General features: G+C 61.1%; 21 protein-coding genes. 12 read left to right on the top strand and 9 right to left on the bottom strand.

Annotated features, from left to right (window positions below):
- Positions 1–2: 2 nt before the first annotated feature.
- The 5 genes from CD58_RS26340 (at position 3) to fdhA (ending at position 6,609) form a co-directional block, all read left to right on the top strand.
- Positions 3–332, top strand: a complete 330-nt coding sequence (locus tag CD58_RS26340) for a sarcosine oxidase subunit delta (protein WP_003177604.1) — start codon at positions 3–5, stop codon at positions 330–332.
- Positions 329–3,346 carry a sarcosine oxidase subunit alpha gene (locus tag CD58_RS26335; RefSeq protein WP_025215863.1) on the top strand — a complete coding sequence of 1,006 codons (3,018 nt, stop codon included), beginning with the start codon at positions 329–331 and terminating at the stop codon, positions 3,344–3,346. The genes CD58_RS26340 and CD58_RS26335 overlap by 4 nt, the downstream gene beginning before the upstream one ends.
- 192 nt (positions 3,347–3,538) lie before the next feature.
- On the top strand, positions 3,539–4,171 hold the full coding sequence (locus CD58_RS26330) for a sarcosine oxidase subunit gamma (protein ID WP_025215862.1): 633 nt from the start codon (positions 3,539–3,541) through the stop codon (positions 4,169–4,171).
- 157 nt (positions 4,172–4,328) lie between these two features.
- On the top strand, positions 4,329–5,186 hold the full coding sequence (purU, locus tag CD58_RS26325) for a formyltetrahydrofolate deformylase (protein ID WP_025215861.1): 858 nt from the start codon (positions 4,329–4,331) through the stop codon (positions 5,184–5,186).
- A 223-nt stretch (positions 5,187–5,409) separates the two neighbouring features.
- Positions 5,410–6,609 (top strand): formaldehyde dehydrogenase, glutathione-independent, encoded by a 1,200-nt coding sequence (fdhA, locus tag CD58_RS26320; protein ID WP_025215860.1) that lies wholly within the window; start codon positions 5,410–5,412, stop codon positions 6,607–6,609.
- A 96-nt stretch (positions 6,610–6,705) separates the two neighbouring features.
- On the opposite strand, the gene CD58_RS26315 is transcribed toward fdhA, so the two are convergent.
- The 4 genes from CD58_RS26315 to CD58_RS26305 all read right to left on the bottom strand — a co-directional run bounded on the left by CD58_RS26315 (position 6,706) and on the right by CD58_RS26305 (position 8,796).
- Positions 6,706–6,951 (bottom strand): cold-shock protein, encoded by a 246-nt coding sequence (locus CD58_RS26315; protein WP_025215859.1) that lies wholly within the window; start codon positions 6,949–6,951, stop codon positions 6,706–6,708.
- A 179-nt stretch (positions 6,952–7,130) separates the two neighbouring features.
- Positions 7,131–7,298: a hypothetical protein gene (locus CD58_RS31310; protein ID WP_200868896.1), complete on the bottom strand. Its 168-nt coding sequence runs from the start codon at positions 7,296–7,298 to the stop codon at positions 7,131–7,133.
- A gap of 408 nt (positions 7,299–7,706) precedes the next feature.
- Positions 7,707–8,282 carry a hypothetical protein gene (locus tag CD58_RS26310; RefSeq protein WP_025215858.1) on the bottom strand — a complete coding sequence of 192 codons (576 nt, stop codon included), beginning with the start codon at positions 8,280–8,282 and terminating at the stop codon, positions 7,707–7,709.
- Positions 8,283–8,388: 106 nt separating this feature from the next.
- On the bottom strand, positions 8,389–8,796 hold the full coding sequence (locus CD58_RS26305; protein ID WP_025215857.1) for a hypothetical protein: 408 nt from the start codon (positions 8,794–8,796) through the stop codon (positions 8,389–8,391).
- A 297-nt stretch (positions 8,797–9,093) separates the two neighbouring features.
- On the opposite strand from CD58_RS26305, the gene CD58_RS26300 reads away from it, so the two are divergent.
- Positions 9,094–9,672, top strand: coding sequence for a DUF2780 domain-containing protein (locus CD58_RS26300; RefSeq protein ID WP_025215856.1), 579 nt, complete (start codon positions 9,094–9,096; stop codon positions 9,670–9,672).
- On the opposite strand, the gene CD58_RS26295 is transcribed toward CD58_RS26300, so the two are convergent.
- Positions 9,673–10,560: an acyltransferase gene (locus CD58_RS26295; RefSeq protein ID WP_025215855.1), complete on the bottom strand. Its 888-nt coding sequence runs from the start codon at positions 10,558–10,560 to the stop codon at positions 9,673–9,675.
- A gap of 292 nt (positions 10,561–10,852) precedes the next feature.
- On the opposite strand from CD58_RS26295, the gene CD58_RS26290 reads away from it, so the two are divergent.
- The 6 genes from CD58_RS26290 (at position 10,853) to CD58_RS31170 (ending at position 16,358) form a co-directional block, all read left to right on the top strand.
- Positions 10,853–11,359, top strand: coding sequence for an ATP-dependent zinc protease (locus tag CD58_RS26290; protein WP_025215854.1), 507 nt, complete (start codon positions 10,853–10,855; stop codon positions 11,357–11,359).
- 69 nt (positions 11,360–11,428) lie between these two features.
- Positions 11,429–12,109 carry a two-component system response regulator CreB gene (gene creB / locus CD58_RS26285; protein WP_025215853.1) on the top strand — a complete coding sequence of 227 codons (681 nt, stop codon included), beginning with the start codon at positions 11,429–11,431 and terminating at the stop codon, positions 12,107–12,109.
- On the top strand, positions 12,109–13,527 hold the full coding sequence (gene creC / locus CD58_RS26280; protein ID WP_025215852.1) for a two-component system sensor histidine kinase CreC: 1,419 nt from the start codon (positions 12,109–12,111) through the stop codon (positions 13,525–13,527). The genes creB and creC overlap by 1 nt, the downstream gene beginning before the upstream one ends.
- 171 nt (positions 13,528–13,698) lie before the next feature.
- Entirely contained in the window at positions 13,699–14,673 is a 975-nt protein-coding gene (locus CD58_RS26275; RefSeq protein ID WP_025215851.1) for an alpha/beta hydrolase, read from the top strand.
- Between the two features lie 54 nt (positions 14,674–14,727).
- On the top strand, positions 14,728–16,101 hold the full coding sequence (creD, locus tag CD58_RS26270) for a cell envelope integrity protein CreD (RefSeq protein WP_025215850.1): 1,374 nt from the start codon (positions 14,728–14,730) through the stop codon (positions 16,099–16,101).
- Positions 16,098–16,358, top strand: coding sequence for a hypothetical protein (locus tag CD58_RS31170; protein WP_025215849.1), 261 nt, complete (start codon positions 16,098–16,100; stop codon positions 16,356–16,358). Before creD ends, CD58_RS31170 begins: the two co-directional genes overlap by 4 nt.
- On the opposite strand, the gene CD58_RS26260 is transcribed toward CD58_RS31170, so the two are convergent.
- From CD58_RS26260 to CD58_RS26245, 4 genes are all read right to left on the bottom strand, one after another.
- Entirely contained in the window at positions 16,355–16,984 is a 630-nt protein-coding gene (locus tag CD58_RS26260; RefSeq protein WP_025215848.1) for a glutathione S-transferase N-terminal domain-containing protein, read from the bottom strand. The genes CD58_RS31170 and CD58_RS26260 overlap by 4 nt on opposite strands.
- Before the next feature lie 101 nt (positions 16,985–17,085).
- Positions 17,086–18,384: an MFS transporter gene (locus CD58_RS26255; RefSeq protein WP_025215847.1), complete on the bottom strand. Its 1,299-nt coding sequence runs from the start codon at positions 18,382–18,384 to the stop codon at positions 17,086–17,088.
- 205 nt (positions 18,385–18,589) lie between these two features.
- The gene (locus CD58_RS26250) at positions 18,590–18,769 is read right to left on the bottom strand and encodes a hypothetical protein (RefSeq protein ID WP_025215846.1); all 180 of its coding nucleotides are present in this window, start codon (positions 18,767–18,769) and stop codon (positions 18,590–18,592) included.
- The gene (locus CD58_RS26245) at positions 18,766–19,896 is read right to left on the bottom strand and encodes a PepSY-associated TM helix domain-containing protein (RefSeq protein ID WP_025215845.1); all 1,131 of its coding nucleotides are present in this window, start codon (positions 19,894–19,896) and stop codon (positions 18,766–18,768) included. The genes CD58_RS26250 and CD58_RS26245 overlap by 4 nt, the downstream gene beginning before the upstream one ends.
- Between the last annotated feature and the right edge of the window lie 33 nt (positions 19,897–19,929).

The raw sequence follows: 19,929 nt of genomic DNA, 5'->3' as shown, positions 1-19,929 counted from the left end.
CTATGTTGCACATCTTCTGTCCTCACTGCGGCGAACTGCGCTCCGAAGAGGAATTCCATGCATCCGGCCAGGCGCACATCCCGCGTCCGCTGGATCCGAACGCCTGCACCGACGCGGAGTGGGGCGACTACATGTTCTTCCGTGACAACCCACGCGGGTTGCACCATGAATTGTGGGACCACGTCGCCGGTTGCCGTCAGTACTTCAACGCGACCCGTGACACCGTGACCTACGAGATTCTCGAAACCTACAAGATCGGCCAAAAGCCGCAGTTCACCGACAAGGCTGACAGTCCGAAAGCGGCTGCACAGGCTCTGGGAGAGAAGGTATGAGCCAGATCAATCGCCTGTCCAACGGCGGACGGATCGACCGCAACAAAGTGCTGAGCTTTACCTTCAACGGCCAGACCTACAAAGGCTTTGAGGGCGATTCCCTGGCCGCGGCATTGCTGGCCAACGGCGTCGACATCATTGGTCGCAGCTTCAAGTATTCCCGCCCGCGCGGCATCTTCGCCGCCGGCGCCGAAGAGCCGAACGCGGTGCTGCAGATCGGTGCTACCGAAGCCACGCAGATCCCTAACGTGCGCGCCACGCAACAGGCGCTGTATCAAGGTTTGGTCGCCACCAGCACCAACGGCTGGCCGAACGTGAACAACGACATGATGGGCATTCTCGGCAAGGTCGGCGGCAAGCTGATGCCGCCGGGTTTCTACTACAAAACCTTCATGTACCCGCAATCGTTCTGGATGACTTACGAGAAGTACATCCGTAAGGCCGCAGGGTTAGGTCGCTCGCCGACCGAGAACGATCCGGACACCTACGACTACATGAACCGTCACTGCGACGTGCTGATTGTCGGCGCCGGCCCTGCCGGCCTGGCCGCCGCATTGGCCGCAGCCCGCAGCGGTGCACGGGTGATTTTGGCTGATGAGCAGGAAGAGTTCGGCGGCAGCCTGCTCGACTCCCGCGAGAGCCTGGACGGCAAGCCAGCAACCGAATGGGTAGCCTCTGTTGTCGCTGAACTCAAGTCGATGCCCGACGTGGTGCTGCTGCCTCGCGCCACGGTGAACGGTTACCACGACCATAACTTCCTGACCATTCACGAGCGCCTCACCGACCACCTCGGTGACCGTGCGCCGATTGGCCAGGTCCGCCAGCGCATCAACCGTGTCCGCGCCAAGCGCGTGGTGCTGGCGACCGGTGCCTGCGAACGGCCACTGGTCTACGGCAACAACGACGTGCCGGGCAACATGCTGGCCGGCGCGGTGTCCACCTACGTGCGCCGCTACGGCGTGGCACCGGGCAAGAAACTGGTGTTGAGCACCAACAACGACCACGCCTATCGCGTAGCCCTGGACTGGATCGACGCCAGCCTGCAAGTGGTGGCTATCGCCGACGCCCGCACCAACCCTCGTGGTGCGCTGGTAGAAGAGGCGCGTGCCAAAGGCATTCGCATCCTCACCGGCAGCGCCGTGGTCGAGGCCCGTGGCAGCAAGCGCGTCACCGGGGCACGTGTTGCCGCGATCGACGTCCGTGCCCATAAAGTCACCAGCCCTGGCGAATGGCTGGACTGCGACCTGGTGGCCACTTCCGGCGGCTACAGCCCGGTGGTTCACCTGGCTTCGCACTTGGGCGGCAAGCCGATCTGGCGTGAAGACATCCTCGGTTTCGTACCGGGCGAGGCACCGCAGAAACGTGTGTGCGTGGGCGGCGTGAATGGCGTCTACAGCCTCGGCGATACCTTGGCCGATGGCTTCGAGGGCGGCGTGCGCGCGGCCAGTGAAGCCGGCTTCAAAGCGGTGGAGGGCGTGTTGCCCAAAGCCCTGAGCCGTCATGAAGAACCGACCCTGGCGCTGTTCCAGGTGCCGCACGAAAAATCCACCGCACGGGCGCCGAAGCAATTCGTCGACCTGCAGAATGACGTCACCGCCGCCGCCATCGAACTCGCCACCCGCGAAGGCTTCGAGTCGGTGGAGCACGTCAAGCGCTACACCGCACTGGGCTTCGGCACCGACCAGGGCAAGCTGGGCAACGTCAACGGCCTGGCCATCGCGGCCCGCTCGCTGAACGTGAGCATCCCGCAGATGGGCACCACCATGTTCCGCCCGAACTACACGCCAGTGACTTTCGGCGCCGTAGCCGGCCGGCACTGTGGGCACATCTTCGAACCGGTGCGCTTCACCGCGCTGCATGCCTGGCATGTAAAAAACGGTGCTGAATTCGAAGACGTCGGCCAATGGAAGCGCCCATGGTACTTCCCAAAGAATGGCGAAGACCTGCACGCTGCGGTCAAGCGCGAATGCAAGGCCGTGCGCGACAGCGTCGGCCTGCTGGACGCCTCGACCCTGGGCAAGATCGACATCCAGGGCCCGGATGCCCGCGAGTTCCTCAACCGCGTCTACACCAACGCCTGGACCAAGCTCGACGTGGGCAAGGCCCGCTACGGCCTGATGTGCAAGGAAGACGGCATGGTCTTCGACGACGGCGTAACGGCCTGTCTGGCGGACAACCACTTCCTGATGACCACCACCACTGGCGGCGCGGCGCGCGTGCTGCAATGGCTGGAGATCTATCACCAGACCGAATGGCCGGACCTGAAGGTGTACTTCACCTCGGTCACCGACCACTGGGCGACCATGACCCTGTCGGGCCCCAACAGCCGCAAGCTGCTGAGCGACGTCACCGACATCGACCTGGACAAGGACGCTTTCCCGTTCATGACCTGGAAGGAAGGCCTGGTGGGCGGCGTGCCGGCGCGGGTGTTCCGGATCTCGTTCACCGGTGAGCTGTCGTACGAAATCAACGTACAGGCCGACTACGCCATGGGCGTGCTCGAGCAGATCGTCGAGGCGGGTAAGAAATACAACCTGACCCCGTACGGCACCGAGACCATGCACGTACTGCGGGCCGAGAAGGGCTTCATCATCGTCGGCCAGGACACCGACAGCTCGATGACCCCGGACGACTTGAACATGGGCTGGTGCGTAGGCCGCACCAAACCTTTCTCGTGGATCGGCTGGCGTGGCATGAATCGCGAAGACTGTGTGCGTGAGGACCGCAAGCAACTGGTGGGCCTCAAGCCGATCGACCCGAATGTCTGGCTGCCGGAAGGCGCGCAACTGGTGTTCAACACCAAGCAGGCGATCCCGATGACCATGGTCGGCCACGTGACCTCCAGCTATGCCCACAACTCCCTGGGTTATTCATTTGCCATGGGTGTGGTCAAGGGCGGCCTCAAGCGGATGGGCGAGCGAGTGTTCGCGCCATTGGCCGATGGCAGCGTGATCGAGGCAGAGATTGTTTCTTCGGTGTTCTTCGATCCGAAGGGGGATCGGCAGAATATTTAGTGGCTTGAGGTGCTGTGGGAGGGGGCGATACCGAGTCGCTCCCATCGCGAGCAAGCTCGCTCCCACAGGATCGAAGTCGCCAATGAAATTTGAGCCAGGCATCAATCCATTGTGGGAGCGAGCTTGCTCGCGATGACGGCCTCACAGCCACCACAAGAGTTTGACTCAACAGCATTCAGACAGGTGCTCCACATGACCGCAGTCAACGTGTACCAACAACGCCCAACCACCGGGGCCAAGGCCGAGTCGTCGCTGCACCATGCCGACCTCGCCAGCCTGGTAGGCAAGGGCCGCAAGAACGCCGGTGTGACCGTGCGCGAGAAAAAACTCCTGGGCCATCTGACCATTCGTGGCGATGGCCACGACCCGGCGTTCGCCGCCGGCGTGCACAAGGCCCTGGGCCTGGAATTGCCGGGCGCCCTGGCCGTCATCGTCAAGGGTGAAACCAGCCTGCAATGGCTCGGCCCGGACGAGTGGCTGCTGGTGGTGCCAAGCGGTGAAGAGTTTGCCGCCGAGAAAAAATTGCGCGAAGCCTTGGGTGACCTGCATATCCAGATCGTCAACGTCAGCGGCGGCCAGCAGATCCTTGAGCTGTCCGGCCCGAACGTGCGCGACGTGCTGATGAAATCCACCAGCTACGATGTACATCCCAGCAACTTCCCGGTGGGCAAGGCCGTGGGCACTGTGTTTGCCAAGTCGCAACTGGTGATCCGCCACACCGCCGAAGACACCTGGGAACTGGTGATCCGCCGCAGCTTCTCCGATTACTGGTGGCTATGGTTGCAGGATGCCGCGGCTGAGTATGGGTTGAGCGTGCAGGCCTGATTGATGGCCTTGGACTGCTTTTGTGGCGAGGGAGCTTGCTCCCGCTGGGCTGCGAAGCGGCCCTCGCTTTTGGCGGTTGCTACGCAACCGAGCGGGAGCAAGCTCCCTCGCCACAGGGTTGTTTGTCGCCCAGTTAATTTGAACAGGAGTCACCGCAATGAGTCGCGCCCCAGACACATGGATTCTCACCGCCGACTGCCCCAGTGTGCTCGGTACGGTGGATGCGGTGACCCGCTTTCTGTTCGAGCAGGGCTGCTACGTCACCGAGCACCATTCCTTCGACGACCGGCTCTCGGGGCGTTTCTTCATTCGCGTGGAATTCCGCCAGCCGGATGGCTTTGACGAGCAAAACTTTCGCAGCGGCCTGGCCGAACGTGCCGAAGCCTTTGGCATGGTCTTCGAACTGACCGCGCCCAACTACCGGCCCAAAGTCGTGATCATGGTGTCCAAGGCTGATCACTGCCTCAACGACCTGCTCTATCGTCAACGCATCGGCCAATTGTCCATGGACGTGGTGGCCGTGGTGTCCAACCACCCGGACCTCAAGCCGTTGGCCGACTGGCACCAGATTCCCTACTACCATTTCCCCCTGGACCCGAACGACAAGCCCTCCCAGGAGCGGCAGGTGTGGCAGGTGATCGAAGACACCGGCGCCGAGTTGGTGATTCTCGCCCGCTACATGCAAGTGTTGTCGCCGGAGTTGTGCCGCAAGCTCGACGGCAAGGCGATCAACATCCACCACTCCCTGCTGCCGGGTTTCAAGGGCGCCAAGCCGTATCACCAGGCCTACAACAAGGGCGTGAAACTGGTCGGCGCCACGGCGCACTACATCAACAACGACTTGGACGAAGGCCCGATCATCGCCCAAGGCGTGGAAGTGGTGGACCACAGCCACTATCCCGAAGACCTGATCGCCAAGGGCCGGGATATCGAAGGGCTCACCTTGGCCCGGGCGGTGGGGTATCACATTGAAAGAAGGGTGTTCTTGAACGCCAATCGCACGGTCGTTCTTTAGATTTTTGGGGCCGCTTCGCAGCCATTCGCGAGCAAGCCCGCTCCCACAGGATTTGTGTCGGTAAGAAGATGCCAAGTCCACCAAAACACAATGTGGGAGCGGGCTTGCCCGCGAAGAGGCCCTTACAACCAACAAAGAAACAAGACACAAGCACTACCCGAGCAATCAACGCGCTGCCTGCCTGGGCAACGCAGTTCCATAAAAACAACAGCGAGGTGAAAGCATGTCTGGTAATCGTGGTGTCGTGTATCTCGGCAACGGTAAGGTCGAAGTACAGAAAATCGACTATCCAAAAATGCAGGACCCGCGCGGCAGGAAGATTGAGCATGGTGTCATCCTGCGCGTGGTCTCCACCAACATCTGCGGCTCTGACCAGCACATGGTGCGCGGCCGTACCACGGCTCAGACCGGTCTGGTCCTGGGTCATGAAATCACTGGTGAAGTGATTGAAAAGGGCAGCGATGTCGAGAACCTGAAAATCGGTGATCTGGTGTCGGTGCCGTTCAACGTGGCTTGCGGGCGCTGCCGTTCCTGCAAAGAGCAACACACAGGCGTCTGCCTGACCGTCAACCCGGCCCGTGCCGGCGGTGCCTACGGTTACGTGGACATGGGCGACTGGACCGGTGGCCAGGCCGAATACGTGCTGGTGCCGTACGCCGACTTCAACCTGCTGAAACTGCCGGACCGCGACAAGGCCATGGAGAAAATCCGCGACCTGACTTGCCTGTCCGACATCCTGCCGACCGGCTACCACGGCGCCGTTACCGCGGGCGTGGGGCCTGGCAGCACCGTCTACATCGCCGGCGCCGGTCCGGTTGGCCTGGCGGCTGCCGCTTCCGCACGCCTGTTGGGCGCTGCGGTAGTGATCATCGGTGACGTCAACTCAGTCCGCCTGGCCCATGCCAAGGCTCAAGGTTTCGAAGTTGTCGACCTGTCCACCGACACCCCGCTGCACGAGCAAATCGCTGCACTGCTGGGCGAGCCAGAAGTGGATTGCGCCGTTGACTGCGTCGGCTTCGAAGCCCGTGGTCATGGCCATGACGGCGTCAAGCACGAAGCCCCGGCCACCGTACTCAACTCGTTGATGGGCGTGGTCCGTGTCGCCGGCAAGATCGGCATCCCCGGCCTCTACGTCACCGAAGACCCGGGCGCAGTCGATGCCGCGGCGAAAATGGGCAGCCTGAGCATCCGCTTCGGCCTTGGCTGGGCTAAATCCCACAGCTTCCACACCGGCCAGACCCCGGTGATGAAGTACAACCGCCAGCTGATGCAGGCGATCATGTGGGACCGCATCAACATCGCGGAAATCGTCGGCGTACAGGTGATCAGCCTGGACGACGCGCCGAAAGGCTATGGCGAGTTCGATGCGGGCGTGCCGAAGAAGTTTGTGATTGATCCGCATAAGTTGTTTAGTGCGGCGTAAGCGGTAAAGGCAAGACGGAAAAAGGGCGACAGTGATGTCGCCCTTTTTATTCGTCGGTTTAGACAGCACCGTTCTGGCACTGCTGTCGCTCAGGAGTTAATCTTCGCAGTTCCCTGAATGGTGCAGTCTTTTTTCCGGCGTCACTCTCGTGGCCTGCATGCCTTTGGCTCCCTGCTCGATTTCAAAGGAGACGGTTTGTCTCTCTTTCAAGGTTTTATAACCTTCCCCGGATATCGCCGAGTAGTGAACGAACAATTCCTCGCCGCCTTTGCCGCACGTAATGAAGCCATAGCCCTTTGCATCGTTAAACCATTTAACGGTTCCCTTGATTCGGTCGTTCATTTTTATTGTCCTGCTTGCCCGAATGGATAAAGGCGTGGTTGCCCATGGCCTTGTTTTCGTTGACACAACGGGAGCTTAGGATCGGGGCAAATCGCTGCCTACTGTCAGAGTTGACAGTAGGCAATACCGAGAGGGAATAACCGATTACAGGTGATATTCAGATGACGGTCACGTGGCGGTCATGCCATGGCTTGCACCTGTAAGCGGCGGCCGATCACGTCCAGTACATCGCAGCCATCGCGCAACGGAATCGCCAGGAGCAGGGCGAAGTCGAGGGGGGCTTGGGTATCGATGAACAGGGTGGCAGGGGTGCAGTCGACGCCGGTGATGGGGATGTATGGGTTCATGGCTAGAGCCTCATTGATAAAAAATAGGAGTTCTGACCGTGGTTTTCCGAGTCGCCAAACCCGGGTCGCCCACTGGACGACCGAGACGAACTATAGGTTTTCGTCTGTAGAGCGGTGCAAGGTTCGAAGTTGCGGGGGATTTCCCAAGTAGTTGTGGGATTTTTGGTCGTGAGTATTCAGGCAGGAACACCGCGTCCACTGTGGCCAGAGATTGCTCCCGCTGGGCTGCGAAGCAGCCCCCAAACCAGGCAACTCGGTGTGTCAGGAGGATTGAGTTCGCGGCTTTAGGGCTGCTCGCAGCCCAGCGGGGATAAATCCCCTCGCCACAAAGGGACAGCAGCCCCCTGCGTTTCAGATACCAGCGGCGAGCGCTTCGCACTCGAGCGGGAGCAAGCTCCCTCGCCACGGTTATTGACGTGCAGTTGCGGCCCCGACCCGGTCGCAGAATTCAGGGTAGAAACCCCGCGCGCTAGGGCCTTGGCAATAGTCTTGCGCCTGGGCCAATGCAGCGCCGCTGAAATTCAGATTGCGGGGCATGCTGGCAAAGGTGACGTAGCCACCCTGTTGCGTCTTGATGGCGTCGAAGCCCTGCATGTCGTAGACCAGCTCCACGTCATCGTCGGCGAGCACTCGTGCCTTGACCGTCACTTGCGTGTATTGCTTGCCTCCTGGCGCGCCATTGAGCGCCGCCAGGCCGTGGCCGACCACGCGCAGCATGTGCGGGACCCAGGGCTCGCAGTCATCCGCGCAAGCACCTGGACGGTAGAGCACGGTCAGCGCCTGCCGATCGCGGCTCACCTCGGTCAGGGCCGGATCGGAGCGCTTGATGCGGTGTTCGATGGTCAGCCAGGTCTTTTGCGCTTCGCTGATGTCGTCGGCAAGTTCCGGATTCAGCGGGCCCCGCTGGCATTCGGTGACGCCGAAGGCAATGAGCATGCCCGCCAGGATGACCGCGAGGGTCGCTCCGCCAATTTTTACATTCATAGGCAAACTCTGCAGGAGGAAGCGGCACTGTACGGTAACCGTGCAACCAATGGCAGGGTGTTTTAGAGGCGCAGCGCTGGGACAATTAATTCGTTGTGATTCACCGTCAAAAGCTACCGTGGAAGTCATCAGCATTGATCAGCTTGCACGTTTTTATGTCCGGGCTTTCACAACGATTATCCGTCCATGGCAGCAGGGTCGGCTCTTGGACTTGAAGATATTCCAGCGTCAGGTTGATCGCACCGTACTTGCAAGTAATGGTTGCCCTCGTCGGGGCCTGGTTATCTGCGTCCGATTCATGGATCGCGAACTCGGCACCGTTGAATTGCAACAGGGCAGGGTTGGCCACTCCCACGACGCTGTGGCTCTCCCATTCGTGATCATCCTGAACCTCTATCGATCCAGTGTCCCTATGGATTTGCGTGACGGCAGGACAGGTTATCTCACCGGCATGGACATGGCCGATGATTAGCAAGAGCATTCCAGCGCCGCCGACAGTCAGTATGTTTCGCATGTGTCAGCCTCCACTTTTTGTGTCGGCGACATGTTTGCGGCTATGTGTGGCGAGAACTACTGTCAAGACTGACAGTTGTTTATCTTGAATTGGAATTACGTACGATTGATCTGCAAGCGTTTGGCGATAACAAACTCAAAACTTCATGAAAAGTGGAAGTGACCGAAGGATTTAATGGATTCAGGCATATTCGGATGTAAATCGCGGAGGAGGAACAATCCTTGCCCAACCCAGTCCAACGCTCGATTTTGCGCCGCCCCTCACGGGCGGTTTTTTCAGGGTTCAGAGGATGTTCGAATGAAGGTTTCACGCGGTTTTGCCCTGTCTTGCCTGTTGACGCTGGCAGCCAGCCCAGCCTTCGCGCAGTTCAGCCTCAGTGATGCGGCCAATGTGGTGTCGGCAATGCAGGGCAATCAGGCTGAACAGGGAGAGGGCGCTGTGGCCGCTGCACCGAAAGCCGCGGGGCTGCTCAACACCCTGGGCTCGGAGCTTAAGATCACTCCGGAACAGGCCATCGGCGGTGCCGGTGCAATGTTGGGGCTGGCGAAAAACCGGCTCAGCGAGCCGCAGTTTTCTGAACTGAGCAAAAGCGTGCCGGGCCTCGATCAGATCGCCGGTAACAGCGCCATCGGCGGGCTCAATGGCCTTGGCGGCTTGCTCGGTGGTGGATCGGATAAAAATGCTTTGCTCGACGGGCTGCTGGGTAACGTCAAGGACACCCATGACCTGAACAATGCCTTCAGTGCGCTGGGCATGGACAGCGGCATGATTGGCCAGTTTGCTCCAGTGATCCTTCAATACCTCGGCCAACAAGGCGTGGCCAGTTCGCTGCTACAAAACCTGGGCGGTATCTGGGGTGCCGGCGCCGGTATCTGATCAGCCACGCTCGCTGCGCAAGGCCGCGATGCGCCGATCCTTTTCGCTCCAGAGCTGGTTGACCCAGTCCTGGACATGCTGGCGGAACAGCGGGTCGTTTTCGTAATCGCCCTGCCACAGCGCCGGGTCCAGCTCGCGGGTCTGGATGTCGATGATGACCCGGGGCACCGCGCCGCTGATCAAATCCCAGAACCCGGGAATCCGCTCTTGCGGGTACACCACCGTCACGTCCAGTACCGCGTCCAGTTGTTCTCCCATCGCCGCCAGCACGAACGCTACGCCACCGGCCTTGGGTTTGAGCAGGTGGGTGAAGGGTGACTGTTGCTGTTGGCTTTTGGCGGCGGTGAAGCGCGTACCTTCGAGGTAGTTCACCACGGTGACCGGTTGGCGCTTGAACAGTTCGCAGGCCTGGCGGGTGATCTCCAAGTCCTTGCCAGCCAGCTCCGGGTTCTTGGCCAGGAAGGCCTTGGTGTAGCGCTTCATGAAGGGGTAGTCCAATGCCCACCAGGCCAGGCCGAGGAACGGCACCCAGATCAGCTCTTTCTTTAGGAAGAATTTGAAGAACGGCGTGCGCCGGTTGAGGGTCTGGACCAGGGCAGGGATGTCTACCCAGGATTGGTGATTGCTGATCACCAGGTAAGACGTATCGCCACGCAGGTTCGCGCCACCGCTAATGTCCCAGCGGGTGGGGATGCACAGGGCAAAGATCAGTTTGTCGATTTCGGCCCAGGTCTCGGCGATCCACATCACTGCCCAGGAGGCATAGTCGCGAAAGCGCCCGGGCAGGATCAGTTTGAGCAGGGCGAACACCATCAGCGGCCCAAACAGCACCAGGGTGTTGAGTAACAACAGCAACGTGACGAAACAGCCGGTGAGCAGGCGGCGCATACATGACTCTTGCAAACGGGTGGGCGGGCCATGATAAGCAGCTTCGGGCGGCAGGCCAAATCGGCGTGGACGAATGTTTCACCTTTTGGCGGGTATGCTGGGTTGGCTTTTGTGGCCAGAGATTGCTCCCGCTGGGCTGCGAAGCGGCCCCCCATAGTGGCCATGATCGAGTCGATTTTGCGACTGCTGCGCAGTCGAGCGGGAGCAAGATCCCTCGCCACAGGTACCTGTCCAACCGAACGAATTCACCCGTCACGGTCTAAACCCCCACCCACACAGGAAGCCCTATTGCATGAAATCCTTTCTCGCCCTGCTTTCCCTGGTGGCCCTTCCAGTGCTGGCCGCCGAGCCGACCCTGTACGGGCGCTACGAATACATCGCGCTGCCGGAAATCGGTGGCGAAGTGCTCAAGGCCAAGATGGACACTGGCGCCCTGACTGCCTCGCTGTCGGCGAAGGACATCGAAACGTTCACCCGCGACGGCGACGACTGGGTGCGCTTCCGCCTGGCGACCAAAGGTGCGAGCAATAAACTCTACGAGCACAAGATCGCGCGCATCAGCAAGATCAAGACCCGCTCCGAAGAGGATGAGGATGACGACGAAAAAATCGCGCCGACCAAGCGCCCGGTGGTGGATCTGGAACTGTGCCTGGGTAACGTCAAGCGCACCGTGGAGGTCAACCTGACCGACCGCAGCAGCTTCAATTACCCGCTGCTGATCGGCGCCAAGGCCCTGCGCGAGTTTGGTGCGGCGGTGAACCCGGCCCGTCGCTTTACGGCGGACAAACCCGACTGCTGATTTCCCTGATTGACGTGCCCCAAGCCTTGGGGCACCGTTCCGGCAACTTTATTGCCGGGCTCGCAAGCCATGCCTCATATCCTGATTGTCGAAGACGAAGCCGCCATCGCCGATACGTTGGTGTTTGCCCTGCAAGGGGAGGGTTTCGACACCACATGGCTGAGCCTCGGCGCCGCGGCGCTCGAGCACCAGAAAAACACCCCGGCCGACCTGATCATCCTTGATGTGGGCCTGCCGGATATCAGCGGATTCGAGACTTGTAAAAATCTCAGACGTTTCAGCGACGTTCCGGTCATCTTTCTTACAGCCCGGGATGGCGAGATCGATCGGGTCGTGGGGCTGGAAATCGGCGCCGACGATTATGTGGTCAAACCCTTCAGCCCCCGCGAGGTGGCGGCCAGGGTCCGGGCGATCCTCAAGCGCGTGGCGCCGCGACCGACGGCGGACGTGGGCACGGCGTTGTTCCAGGTGGACAGCGACCGGGTGCAGATCAACTATCGCGGTAAACCGCTGAACCTCACGCGCCACGAATTTCGCCTGCTGAATTGTCTGCTGGAACAACCCGAGCGGGTCTTCAGCCGCGAACAATTGCTCGACGCCCTGGGCGTGGCCAGTGATGCCGGCTATGAGCGCAGCATCGACAGCCATATCAAGAGTGTGCGCGCCAAGTTGCGCCTGGTCCGGGCTGAGGCCGAACCGATCCAGACGCACCGGGGCCTGGGCTACAGCTACAGCCCGGGGCACAGCTGATGTCACTGGGGATCCGGATCTTCCTGGTGTATGTACTGTTTATCGGTTTGACCGGGTATTTCGTGCTCAACACGGTCATGGAAGAGATCCGCCCCGGCGTGCGCCAGTCCACCGAAGAAACCCTGGTGGACACCGCCAACCTGATGGCCGAGATCCTGCGGGACGATTTCAAGGCCGGCACCCTCAACCAGAATCGTTGGCCGCAGCTGCTCAAGGCCTATGGCGAGCGCCAACCGGCGGCGACGATCTGGGGCTTGCCGAAAAACCAGGTCAGCCATCGCATCTACGTCACGGATGCCAAGGGCATCGTGGTGCTCGATTCCAGTGGCGTGGCGGTGGGCCAGGATTATTCGCGCTGGAACGACGTTTACCTGACCCTGCGCGGTCACTATGGCGCCCGTTCGACCCGCAGCGTTGCGGATGATCCTACGTCTTCGGTGATGCACGTCGGCGCTCCGATTCGCGACCATGGCCGGATCATTGGTGTCGTCACTGTCGCCAAGCCCAACAGCTCGCTGCAGCCTTATATCGACCGCACGGAGCGGCGGCTCTTGGCGTATGGCGCGGGGTTGGTCGTCCTGGGCCTGTTGTTGGGGGCCTTGCTGTCGTGGTGGCTCAGCGCAGCGTTGCGCCGTTTGACGACCTACGCCCAGGCGGTCAGCCAGGGACGCCGGGTGGAAGTGCCGCATTATCGCGGCGGCGAGTTCGAGCAACTGGCGGGCGCGGTGGAACACATGCGCACCCAACTCGAAGGCAAGGCCTACGTCGAGCGTTACGTGCACACCCTGACCCACGAGCTCAAGAGCCCGCTGGCGGCGATCCGCGGAGCTGCCGAGCTGCTGCAAAGTGATATGCCTGCGGCCCAGCACCAGCGGTTTGTCAGCAACATCGGCAGCGAAAGCGTGCGCATGCAGCAACTGATCGAACGCTTGCTCAACCTGGCCCAGGTCGAACAACGACAGGGGTTGGAGGACGTGGTCGCCGTGCCGTTGGTGGCTTTGCTGGATGAGCTGCTGGAAGCGCGCGGTGGCTGGATCGAAAGTCGTCAGCTAAAGGTCGAGCAACACATTGCCGCCGACCTGACGCTAACGGGCGAGGCATTTCTGTTGCGCCAGGCCCTGGGTAATCTGCTGGAAAACGCCCTGGACTTTACCCCCGCCCATGGATTGCTGCGCATCAGTGCCGAGCGCGTCGGCAGCCACGTCGAGATCCGCTTGTTCAATCAGGCCGACCCGATTCCCGACTACGCCCTGCCGCGCCTGAGCGAGCGCTTCTACTCCCTGCCGCGACCGGACAGCGGCCGCAAGAGTACCGGCCTGGGGCTCAACTTTGTGGAGGAAGTGGTGCAGTTGCACGGGGGTGAATTCAGGATTGGCAATGTCGAGGGTGGGGTGGAGGTGGTGCTGCGGTTGCCTTGAGGGAAATTTGATTAATTTTGTTATTGGTTAATTTACATAATCAATTTTTAGGTTTAGTTTTCGCTCAGCACTGACGAACAATAACTAGACCTGTCAGCACGCCCTGCCTTACGGCGCGATGACTTTCGGTCCGTTGGTCCTATTCGTGGCTACACAACCGGGAGTATGAGCATGGTCACCCTCTGGCAAAAATGGCAGGCCAAGTTGCTGCGTGCCTTCGCCAAGCGAATGAAGGCGAAGTTCACCTATGACGCCGCGCTGTTTCCGTTGCGCGCCGTGGCCGAACAAATCATTGCCACTCCGTGGGGGCCAGCGCGGGCGTTGTTCTACTGGCCCCATTCCCAGTCATCGACGCCGCTGCCGGTGTATTTGAATTTCCACGGAGGTGGTTTTGTCGCCGGGACACCCGAGCACGACGATAGCTATTGCCGTCGACTGGCCCACAACCTGAACTGCCTGGTGGTCAACCTGGACTATGCGCTGGCGCCAGAGCAGGTCTTTCCCGCCGGGCCACGGCAATGTTTTGCCGTGCTCGAGTGGTTGGCTGCCCAGGCCGAAGCGTTGGGCATCGATCCCCAGCGGATCGCCGTCGGTGGCCATAGCGCCGGCGGCAATTTGGCCACCGTGGTGGCAGGTCTGGCGCGAGGTCATCGAACACTGAAAGTGGTGCATCAATTGATCGACTATGCGGCGCTGGACCTGGCCCAGGACCCGGCGCTGAAGACTTCCACCATTGCTCGTCCCTTGCTCGGCGTCGGCCTGATGCGCTTCTTCACCCGCTGCTACCTGAGCGATCCGGTACAGGCGCTCGACCCGTTGGCGTCGCCCTTGCTGGCGCCGGTCGATGCGCTGGTGGGGATGCCGGCGGCCACGGTGATCACTGCGCAGTACGATATCTTGCGCGGCGAGGGCGAGGCCTACGCCGAGAAATTGCGTCAGGCCGGCGTGCCCGTGCGTCAGCGAATGTTTGAAGGTTGCGACCATATGTTCACCCACCTGGGGCCGGACGAGTCGGCCGAGGAGGCTTGGCAACTGATGGAGGATTCCCTGCGCGAAGCTTTCCAGGTCGTGGACGTGGCGGATACCGGCGTTCGCGCCCAGCACGACGAGGGCAGTCTCCACACAATCTCCACAATCGCTCCATAAGCCGAGCACACAGCCACCCCAGACTCTCCCTCATTCGAACAGGGAGAGCCCCACATGAACCGCAGCCTCGCCATAAAACTGGGCATGATCGCCCTATTGATTCTCTTGCTGATGATCCCGCTGATGATGATCAACGGCCTCATCGACGAGCGCCAGGAGCTGCGCGACGGGGTGTTGCAGGACATCGCCCGCAGCTCCAGCCACAGCCAGCAACTCATCGGGCCGATGATCGTGGTGCCGTTTCGCAAGAACGTGAAGGTCTGGAATACCAATGAGAAGACCGGTGTGCGGTTCTTGGAAACCGTCGAGCAAAGTGGCGAGTTGTATTTCTTGCCAGAGGAATTCGAGCTCGATGGCCAGGTCCGCACCGAAACCCGTGCCCGGGGGATTTACGAAGCGCGGTTGTTCCATGCCGACAGCCGGATCGATGGCCGCTTCAAGGTGCCTGAGCATTACGGTGTCGCCACCAAGGACTTTGCCGATTACCGCTTCGACGAACCGTACCTGAGCGTGGGCATCAGTGACATCCGCGGCATTGAGAACGCGCTGACCCTGACGCTCAACCAGCAGACCGTCGACTTCCTGCCTGGCTCGCGGCTCGGCTGGCTGGGGCAGGGTGTGCATGTGCCGCTGCCGATGGTCACTGCCCAGGGCAGCCCTGAGCTGACCTTCGGTTTCGACCTGCGCCTGCAAGGCACGGGCGAGCTGCAGATTCTGCCGGTGGGCAAGTCCACCAAAGTGCATCTGTCAGCCGACTGGCCGCACCCCAGCTTCATCGGCAATTTCCTGCCCATCAAACGCGACATCAATGAACAGGGCTTCAGTGCGGACTGGCAGACGTCGTTTTTCTCCACCAACCTCCTGGAAACACTGCAAGCCTGCGAGCCCAGCGATGGCTGTGAAGCGTTCCGCAGCCGTGCCTTCGGTGTGAGTTTCGTCGACCCGGTGGACCAGTACCTCAAGAGCGACCGGGCGATCAAATATGCGCTGCTGTTCATCGCCCTGACCTTCGCCGGTTTCTTCCTTTTCGAAGTGCTCAAGAGCCTGGCGGTGCACCCGGTCCAGTACGCGCTGGTGGGTGTGGCGCTGGCGTTCTTTTACCTGTTGCTGCTGTCATTGTCGGAGCACATTGGCTTCGCCCTGGCGTACCTGGTATCGGCCAGTGCCTGTGTGTTGCTGATCGGCTTTTATGTCTGCCATGTGCTGCGCAGCGTGAGCCATGGCCTGGGGTTTTCGGCGGGGCTGGCGGGGTTGTACGGCTTGCTCTACGGCTTGTTGAGCGCAGAGGACTACGCCTTGTTGATGGGCTCGCTGTTGCTGTTCGGCCTGTTGGGCGTGTTCATGGTGCTGACCCGCAAGCTGGACTGGTATGGGGTGGGGTCGAAGCCGGCCGCTGCAATGGCCTTCGATCTGGGAGAGGTGAAATGAGCCGGTCGTTGGGGTTGCGTGAGGATCAGCGGGAGGGGGCGATGCTGGTGGCGCTGATTGCCGGGTTGTTTCCGCTGGACCGCAGTGGCCCTATCGCGAGCAAGCTCGCTCCCACAGGAGACCTCGTTTACCCAGGCAACGAAGCCAAATGTGGGAGTGCGCTCGCTCCCACAGGAGACCTCGATTATCCGGGCAACGGATCAAATGTGGGAGCGAGCTTGCTCGCGATGGGGCCGGTACAGCCAGTGCAGCACTAAACCTTGGGCACGGTCGCTACCATTGAAGGCCGCAAACTGACCTCGGCGAACCACGCCGCCAGTTGCGTGTGGGCCTTGCGCCATTCCAGGTCCGGATGGCGCAGGTCCAGGTAGCCCAAGGCGCAGGCCACGCTGATGGAGGCCACGTCGAAATGGCAAGCCAGTTCGGCAATTGCCTCGGCCTCGAGCATGCCCAAGGCGCGGCGAATCTTGTCCCGTTGCGCCTCGAGCCATTCGTCCCAGTGCTTTTCCGTTGGGCGCAGGGCAGTCTCGTAGCGGATCATCACGGCCGCATCCATGATCCCGTCGGCCAGGGAGGCCAGGGTCAGGCGCCGCCAGCGAGCCGCGCCATCGCGGGGGATCAGCGGGTTGCCGACGTGCTGGTGGTCGAGGTAATCGAGAATGACCCGGCTGTCGTGGATCACGCTGCCGTTGGCCAGGCGCAGGGCCGGGATTTTGCTCAGCGGATTGTCATCGATGAGTGCCCGATCCGGCTTGACCGGCGTGAGCTGGCTGAGCTGCAACGCCACGCGGTCCTGCTGACCGGTTTCGTGCAGCAGCACCAGGACCTTGCGAACGAAGGGCGAAGCGGGGTTGTGGAACAGCGTCATGCTGGGGGTGGACATGGCAACGTCTCGATTCAATGGGACTTGTTGCGCAGCATAGCGCGTTCATCCGTGTTCAAGGCAGGCGCGACCGAGGCGAAGGCGCCCGGTCGCGCGATGCATCAGGTGGCCGGTTGAAGAGCCTGCGGCTCTGGCGCCGATGTAGTCGGTTGCTGCTTGAGTTCCCGGGCGACGGTCCAGACGATGAACGCGGCGACCACATCGAAGATGGCCAGCAGCACGAACAGCGGGCTGTAGCCGATCTTGGTCACCATCACGCCAAACAGCAGGGTGAAGGCCGCGGCGCCCAGGTAACCGAACATCCCGCCCATGCCGGTGGCGGTGGCGACTTCATTCTTGCCGAACGAGTCGGACGTGATGGCGTATAGCGCTCCGGACAAGGTCTGGTGGGCAAACCCGCCGACGCACAGCAGGGCGATCGCGGTGTACGGACTGGCGACCAGGCCGATGCAAGCCGGGCCGATCATGCACGAGGCGCCGAACAGCAGGACCATCTTGCGCGAGGTGAACAACGACACCTTGCAGTACTTGTGGAAGAACGGGCTCAGGTAGCCGCCCAGCACGCAGCCCAGGTCGGCGGCCAGGAACGGCAGCCAGGCGAACATCGCGATCTCCTTGATGTTCATGTGCCGCTCGGTCATCAGGTACAGCGGGATCCAGGCGTTGAACGTCTGCCAGGCCGGCTCGGAGAGGATCCGCGCGCTGGCGATGGCGTAGAAGTTGCGGCTGGCGATGATGCGTTTCCAGCTGCCTTTCTTCGGCGTCGGGTCTTGAAAGTGAGCTTCCTGGCCGCTGAGGATGTAATCACGCTCGGTGTCGCCCAGGAGCTTCTGGTCGCGTGGATGCTTGTAAAAGATCAGCCAGAGAAACGTCCAGGCCACGCCCAGGCCGCCAACGATCAGGAACGCCAGCTCCCAACCACTGTTCAGGATCGCCCAGACCACCAGCGGCGGAGCCAGCACGGCGCCGATTGATGAACCGATGTTGAACCAGCCAATGGCCACCGAGCGTTCCTTGGCCGGGAACCATTCGGTTGAGGTCTTTACCGCAGCCGGCAGCCCCGCGGCTTCCGTCAGGCCAAGCAAACCGCGGAAAAACGCCAGGCCCTGCCAGCCCGAAGCCATGGCCGCTGCGGCGCAGGCGATGGACCAGGCGAAGGCGAAAATGGCGAAGCCCATCTTGGTACCGATGGCATCGATGATGTACCCGGCCACTGGTTGCATCAGGGCATAGCAAATCTGCCAGGCCACGACGATGTGAGAGTACTGCTCGGTGGAGATGTTCATTTCGCTCATCAGGGTGGGCGCGGCCACCGAGAGGGTGTTGCGAGCCAGGTAGTTGACCATCAGGCCGGCCGTGACCAGGCCGACCATCCACCAGCGGATGCCTTTGATTTTCATTACTTCACCATCAATTATTTTTGGATTTGGCGTCGCATGCTTGTTGTAGGTTGTCGTACAACGTGCGCACTTATAGAGGGTCAAGAATTAATTTGTCAACAAATATGTCAAAGGCTGGGCGGTCTGAAACAACCAGCGCGCTCGCGGTTGTCGTAGGACGAAGAGAGAGGGGGCGCCCACTCTGGCAAGTGCACGCCTGGATGAATCAGCGGCGTGGGATCAATCCCCACACCGCCAACACGGAGGGTATACCCAACCCCAGCCAACTGACGGCGTCCCACAGACCGTCACCCAGCAATGCGCTGAACAACCCTGCCGCGCACAGCGCACCGATCACCAGGGGAATACCAAACACCTTCCAGAAACTCGACTGCCGAGGCTTCACAAGGCGACCTCCGTGCCAACGGTTGCGCGCTTGGCCGCTTTGCGCCGCACCAGCCACAGGTAGACGCCGCTGCCAAGGACGATGATGGTCAGCACGTCGAGGGTCGCCCAGAAGATCTGCATTGGCCGGCCACCGTAGTCGCCGAAGTGCAACGGCAGGGACAGGCTCATGACGTCCATGTACCACGGCCGCTCGGCCACGGCGGTGACTTCCAGGGTGCTGGCATCGATCAATACCGGCGTCAGCAAATGGGAGGTCAGGTGGGTGCTGCCTTTCATGAACACGCCGTAGTGGTGTTGGCTGGAAAACAGCGTGCCGGGGAAGGCGATGAAACTCGGCTCCATGCCCGGCGCGACGTCCTTGGCGATGTCGAGCAAACGGGTGGCCGGTGCCAATTGCGTCAGCGGCGGGGTGTTGCGATAGGGTTCGACCATGGCGCTGAGGCTGTCGTTGCGCCAGGCGGCGATGATCAGGTCGGCGCACGCGGCAATCACGCCCGTAACGCCCACGGTCAGTGCCCAGACCAGCGTCACCACGCCGATCAGGTTGTGCAGGTCGAGCCAGCGCAGGCGTGTGGATTTGTCCTGGCGCACCGTGCCGAACTTCAAGCGCCGCATGAACGGCAGGTACAGGACCACGCCGGAAACAATGGCAACCACAAACAACAAGCCCATGAAGGCGAGCAGCAACTTGCCCGGCAACCCGGCGAACATGTCCACGTGCAGGCGCAGCATGACCATCATGAAGCCGCCATTGGCCGAGGGCATTTCCAGGGCATCGCCGGTACGCGCATCAAGCATGAAGGTATGGGAGGAATTGGGCTCGGTGTCCGGTGTCGGCGCCATGATGGTGAAGATGCCGTTGGGCTCGTCTTCGTCCCAGCCGAAATACTGGACCACTTCGCCTGGACGATGGGCCTTGGCCTTTTCCACTAATTGCTGGAGATCCAGGTGTGGCGTGTCGGCGGGCATCTCCCGGAATTCGGGCGCGTCGCCCAGCAGTTGCTCGATTTCATGATGGAAAATCAACGGCAGCCCGGTGATCGCCAGCATCAGCAGGAACACCGTGCAGATCAGGCTGGTCCAGGTGTGGACGAAGGACCAGCGGCGGATGGTTTTGCTTTTCATGAGCGATCCGAAATGCAAGAGGACCCTGATGCC

This window comes from Pseudomonas brassicacearum, assembly GCF_000585995.1.
In the GTDB taxonomy this organism is placed as follows: Bacteria; Pseudomonadota; Gammaproteobacteria; order Pseudomonadales; family Pseudomonadaceae; genus Aquipseudomonas; species Aquipseudomonas brassicacearum_A.
Note: the sequence above shows the minus strand (reverse complement) of the source record. Positions and strands in the feature narration are given on the sequence as shown.

What these genes read in the sequence shown, in the direction of transcription:
- CD58_RS26340 (WP_003177604.1), top strand. Translation starts at nt 3, where the DNA reads ATGTTGCACATCTTCTGTCCTCACTGCGGCGAACTGCGCTCCGAAGAG.
- CD58_RS26335 (WP_025215863.1), top strand. Translation starts at nt 329, where the DNA reads ATGAGCCAGATCAATCGCCTGTCCAACGGCGGACGGATCGACCGCAAC.
- CD58_RS26330 (WP_025215862.1), top strand. Translation starts at nt 3,539, where the DNA reads ATGACCGCAGTCAACGTGTACCAACAACGCCCAACCACCGGGGCCAAG.
- purU (WP_025215861.1), top strand. Translation starts at nt 4,329, where the DNA reads ATGAGTCGCGCCCCAGACACATGGATTCTCACCGCCGACTGCCCCAGT.
- fdhA (WP_025215860.1), top strand. Translation starts at nt 5,410, where the DNA reads ATGTCTGGTAATCGTGGTGTCGTGTATCTCGGCAACGGTAAGGTCGAA.
- CD58_RS26315 (WP_025215859.1), bottom strand. Translation starts at nt 6,951, where the DNA reads ATGAACGACCGAATCAAGGGAACCGTTAAATGGTTTAACGATGCAAAG.
- CD58_RS31310 (WP_200868896.1), bottom strand. Translation starts at nt 7,298, where the DNA reads ATGAACCCATACATCCCCATCACCGGCGTCGACTGCACCCCTGCCACC.
- CD58_RS26310 (WP_025215858.1), bottom strand. Translation starts at nt 8,282, where the DNA reads ATGAATGTAAAAATTGGCGGAGCGACCCTCGCGGTCATCCTGGCGGGC.
- CD58_RS26305 (WP_025215857.1), bottom strand. Translation starts at nt 8,796, where the DNA reads ATGCGAAACATACTGACTGTCGGCGGCGCTGGAATGCTCTTGCTAATC.
- CD58_RS26300 (WP_025215856.1), top strand. Translation starts at nt 9,094, where the DNA reads ATGAAGGTTTCACGCGGTTTTGCCCTGTCTTGCCTGTTGACGCTGGCA.
- CD58_RS26295 (WP_025215855.1), bottom strand. Translation starts at nt 10,560, where the DNA reads ATGCGCCGCCTGCTCACCGGCTGTTTCGTCACGTTGCTGTTGTTACTC.
- CD58_RS26290 (WP_025215854.1), top strand. Translation starts at nt 10,853, where the DNA reads ATGAAATCCTTTCTCGCCCTGCTTTCCCTGGTGGCCCTTCCAGTGCTG.
- creB (WP_025215853.1), top strand. Translation starts at nt 11,429, where the DNA reads ATGCCTCATATCCTGATTGTCGAAGACGAAGCCGCCATCGCCGATACG.
- creC (WP_025215852.1), top strand. Translation starts at nt 12,109, where the DNA reads ATGTCACTGGGGATCCGGATCTTCCTGGTGTATGTACTGTTTATCGGT.
- CD58_RS26275 (WP_025215851.1), top strand. Translation starts at nt 13,699, where the DNA reads ATGGTCACCCTCTGGCAAAAATGGCAGGCCAAGTTGCTGCGTGCCTTC.
- creD (WP_025215850.1), top strand. Translation starts at nt 14,728, where the DNA reads ATGAACCGCAGCCTCGCCATAAAACTGGGCATGATCGCCCTATTGATT.
- CD58_RS31170 (WP_025215849.1), top strand. Translation starts at nt 16,098, where the DNA reads ATGAGCCGGTCGTTGGGGTTGCGTGAGGATCAGCGGGAGGGGGCGATG.
- CD58_RS26260 (WP_025215848.1), bottom strand. Translation starts at nt 16,984, where the DNA reads ATGTCCACCCCCAGCATGACGCTGTTCCACAACCCCGCTTCGCCCTTC.
- CD58_RS26255 (WP_025215847.1), bottom strand. Translation starts at nt 18,384, where the DNA reads ATGAAAATCAAAGGCATCCGCTGGTGGATGGTCGGCCTGGTCACGGCC.
- CD58_RS26245 (WP_025215845.1), bottom strand. Translation starts at nt 19,896, where the DNA reads ATGAAAAGCAAAACCATCCGCCGCTGGTCCTTCGTCCACACCTGGACC.